The organism is Aeromonas sp. QDB62 (genome assembly GCF_027705695.1).
Taxonomy (GTDB): Bacteria; Pseudomonadota; Gammaproteobacteria; order Enterobacterales; family Aeromonadaceae; genus Aeromonas; species Aeromonas allosaccharophila.
Genome location: NZ_JAPDCD010000106.1, coordinates 1 through 2,281, shown reverse-complemented (window position 1 = coordinate 2,281; position 2,281 = coordinate 1). Strand labels below are relative to the sequence as shown.

Here is a 2,281-nt window from a genome sequence, read left to right as displayed (position 1 = left end):
TCCTGCATGGAGACGCGATTAGATCACAGACGATCTGCCTGTTCAAATTTCATTAACAAAGTGCGATCCCGCCCTGAGTGGAGACAGCGAAGCGACTGAAACGTTGTCCTCAGGAATGGTTACGGACCATCGTGAAAGCCTGCATAGAAAAGACAGTTTATCCAATTCAGCAAGAGTTGTTGTTGTCAACGTAGTCCCAGTGAACTGTTACAATGTCAGCTTTGTGAAGTGGCTCAACGTTGTGTGGCACGCCGATCCAACATGTTGGCCATAACCAATGCCAACATGCAGGGAAAGATCGAGGAGATAGCAGTATTAAGGAAAGATCTGTATCGAGGAAACCCGTGAAAAGGCCCGTTACACAGGTAAGCGTTTTGAGATCAGCACCAAATCGTCAAAAACGCTCACCCCAGCAGAGATCGCGTGTTCAACATCGCTATCAGTGTTCACTTTTTCATTAAAAGCAGCGATGACTTTCGGCCAATGCGTTTCATAACTTGCCGAAATCGTCGTAAAGAACGAGGTGCAGGCCCCAAGGTTCTCTTGCAATTGATGTCGTAAATGCCGCAACAGATAACGCCCACCCGCCGCAGAGCCTTCGATGGTATAAACCACACCCAACCACTGCGCTTCGCTATCAATGGCAGGCATAGCCACATCACACGCCCCCGTAAACACGGGCTCGCCGCCGATGTTTTTAATATCTTCAGCCAATAGATCAGCGCGGCGCTGATAGAGCCCATCAATCGCAAAGGGGGAATGAATGATGTGGTTATCGGCGGCTTGATAAAAACGATGCAAAATAGAGAGAAAGTTTTTTACATCCGCCATAGTCACCGTATGGCCGGATACCGCACGAAACGGCGGCTCCATTTCCAAATCAGCATGGGCTTTTTTTAAACCTTGTCTAAATTGTTCCAGATTGTTGGACATATCGCTCAACCTCTAATAATAGTTCTCGTAACTTAAGGGCTTGGAGCTGGTTCTTTTGACTCCACACTTTCGATTTACCGACTGTTTTTTCAACCCATTTTTCAAATGAAATGCGTGGCGAAATACCAATAGCGCCATCGTGCGAATTCGTTGGTTTATTCGGGTTGCCACCCCATGAAATACTTTCAATGTGCTCATTGCGAAATAACAGCAGGCGAACATGACACTTTGCGTCCGCCATTCCCGTGACGCCTAATACGCCAGCGAGCGGTGATAACAGAATCGATTTAAATGATTTCGATAAGGCGTGCTCGCTCCAAATCTGTATTTTTGAGTGCACAAAATAGTCATCAAGAACGGCAAAGGCTTCTTCATTGGGAATCGCGCCATAGCCCCAATAATTATCATTCACACAGAACATAATGCCGGATGCTGAAAAAGAATCCATTAACCAAATGGCTAATTCCGCCCATTGGTTTGTGTCATCAATCATTTTAAATAATTTAATGCGCGTGTCGGCTTTCCAACGACCAAGCCCATCGAGTAAATTTATTTTTTTTTGCGCTAGATACGATGACTGCATCATCGAATAATGTTGAACATGTGAGCTAATTTCTTCCAACATTGGTAGCTCAATATAATGTGGCGTTGAATGGTGACAGGTAATTAACGCCGCCAATTCACCATGTAATATCACAGGAAAAGAGATTGAGGTATTCACCCCCATATTTCCCATATACACAACATGCACCGGCGAGACACTGCGCAACGAGGCATAGGTTAAATCAGGCGCAGAAGGGGTAATACCGACAACTGGCGTGGTTATATCGGGTGCATTATAAATATAACGCCAAGGGTTTAAGACATAGAGATCGCGAGCAATGCGTGGAATATCACTGGCTGGAAAGCGTAATCCAATGTAAGAGCCAATATGTGATGATGACACTGACTCATGAATTACTTCACCATCGCCATTGTGCATAAACTGATAATAAATCACCCGCTCAAAACCAGTCGCTTCAGAAATATAATCAACTAACCGTTTTTGCAGCCATGACAATTTACTGTCTGAATTAGGCTTTTCTAAAAAATCAAAGCGCGTGCATATAACGTTATTGTGCTTGATATCACTCGGGTAAAACTCATAAATAATGCTTTTGTTTTTACTTTTTGTCATCAAGATATAGCCATTAAAGCCCCAGGGCGGGAGCACACTTTGTTGATATTTTAACCAAAGAATAACTGAGCCCGATAGTCGTCATTCCAGCCGGTGCGTATTCCGGCGAAGTTGAACAGCCATTCCGGCCAACGTGAACACCCTGATCCTTAACGCGCTCACGTCACCCCG

The 2,281-nt window shown here is 44.8% G+C and carries 2 protein-coding genes; both read right to left on the bottom strand.

Going from position 1 to position 2,281, the window contains the following annotated elements; genetic code table 11:
- Nucleotides 1-357 precede the first annotated feature (357 nt).
- The gene (locus OKC27_RS22590; protein ID WP_069785370.1) at nucleotides 358-933 is read right to left on the bottom strand and encodes a biliverdin-producing heme oxygenase; all 576 of its coding nucleotides are present in this window, start codon (nucleotides 931-933) and stop codon (nucleotides 358-360) included.
- Nucleotides 908-2,110: a GAF domain-containing protein gene (locus tag OKC27_RS22585; RefSeq protein WP_270806740.1), complete on the bottom strand. Its 1,203-nt coding sequence runs from the start codon at nucleotides 2,108-2,110 to the stop codon at nucleotides 908-910. The genes OKC27_RS22590 and OKC27_RS22585 overlap by 26 nt, the downstream gene beginning before the upstream one ends.
- Nucleotides 2,111-2,281 lie beyond the last annotated feature (171 nt).